This window comes from Neobacillus drentensis (assembly GCF_036966985.1).
Lineage (GTDB): Bacteria > Bacillota > Bacilli > Bacillales > Cytobacillaceae > Neobacillus > Neobacillus drentensis_E.
The window spans coordinates 1-1,181 of record NZ_JBALSN010000706.1 but is presented as its reverse complement, the minus strand read 5'-3'; the positions used below and the strand labels follow the sequence as shown (position 1 = coordinate 1,181).

The window sequence follows — 1,181 nt, the reverse complement described above, 5'->3', positions numbered from 1 at the left end:
GTAATACCGTTGTAGTTAGGTATTTTAGAGTATAAACTATACATACTTTCTGAGGAGTGATTAAGTGAACACAGTATTGGTGAATAAACTAAAATTCAAGAAAAATTTATCGATGATTGAGCAATATGCAATCAAAGATTTCCTCTTCCAATGGGTTGGTAGACCAACAGATGGATTAGATGATTTTCTACCACTTGATTACACAGATGATGTCTTTGCTAAGTTGGAGGCAAAACAGGAAACATCTTTCCTTATTAATGGGGATGAACATTTCAGATATGCGACAATAACAGAAGATAATCAATTTGTAATAGGTGTTTTAGACTCGAATAAGGAGTTAAAGCATAGAATCATTTCTCTGGATGAGGTTATTAGGTAAGCACATTCTGGTGCTTACCTCTTAAATTTTCCTCTCTACTTTTGTATAACTTCCCGACAGAGATTTCACTTAAATCTTCAGTATAGTATGAAAGTTTCTTCAAACCTCCTGATTACATTAACTTCATAACACACCATCTAAAATAATAGCTGGATCTTCAACTCTTGCACCCCGCTAGTGGAATAAGACCCTTTCCAAAAATGTAATTACGAAAATACTCAACCCATAAGCCGTAATTGACTTGTGTAGATTATTTCACTTATTTTCAATTACAACACATCATCGCTTAATCAATCCCGACAGGTCTACTTCTAATACTTTATCTTCTTTATCGTTGTAAGTAGATAACAATACAGTAATGATTCCCGATTCATTCTTCGTCTCTTTCTTATCGATAACCTCGGCGATGGTATACAATTCATCACCAGGATACACCGGTTTTATAAATTTCAAATTATTCATCCCTGTTCCAGCGATGATATCATCACCATAGATACCTTGTTCAATCCAAAGCCTTACTGAAATGCTTAATGTATGTAGTCCGGAAGCGATGATTCCATCAAATCTCCCCTGCTTTGCTTTTTCCTCATTTAAATGCATATATTGAGGATCAAATTCTCGTGCAAATCTCATAATATCCGCTTTTGTCATTTTGAAGGACTTAGTTTCAAACACCTGTCCAACTGTAAACTCATCAAACTTCATAATTACACCTCTTAGTTAGAAACTTTTGCACTTGTTTATATTAAGGTAGTATCAAATGCACATCAAGTTAAAAAAATACTCAAAATCCTCTAAAATC

At 34.0% G+C, this 1,181-nt stretch carries 2 protein-coding genes; one reads left to right on the top strand and one right to left on the bottom strand.

Going from position 1 to position 1,181, the window contains the following annotated elements:
* Positions 1-64: 64 nt before the first annotated feature.
* Positions 65-379 (top strand): hypothetical protein, encoded by a 315-nt coding sequence (locus V7659_RS30770; RefSeq protein ID WP_335543798.1) that lies wholly within the window; start codon positions 65-67, stop codon positions 377-379.
* 279 nt (positions 380-658) lie between these two features.
* On the opposite strand, the gene V7659_RS30765 is transcribed toward V7659_RS30770, so the two are convergent.
* Positions 659-1,084: a MaoC family dehydratase gene (locus V7659_RS30765; RefSeq protein ID WP_335543797.1), complete on the bottom strand. Its 426-nt coding sequence runs from the start codon at positions 1,082-1,084 to the stop codon at positions 659-661.
* Positions 1,085-1,181 lie beyond the last annotated feature (97 nt).

Excerpts from the sequence above, each read along its gene's own strand:
- V7659_RS30765 (WP_335543797.1), bottom strand. The coding sequence starts at position 1,084 with ATGAAGTTTGATGAGTTTACAGTTGGACAGGTGTTTGAAACTAAGTCC.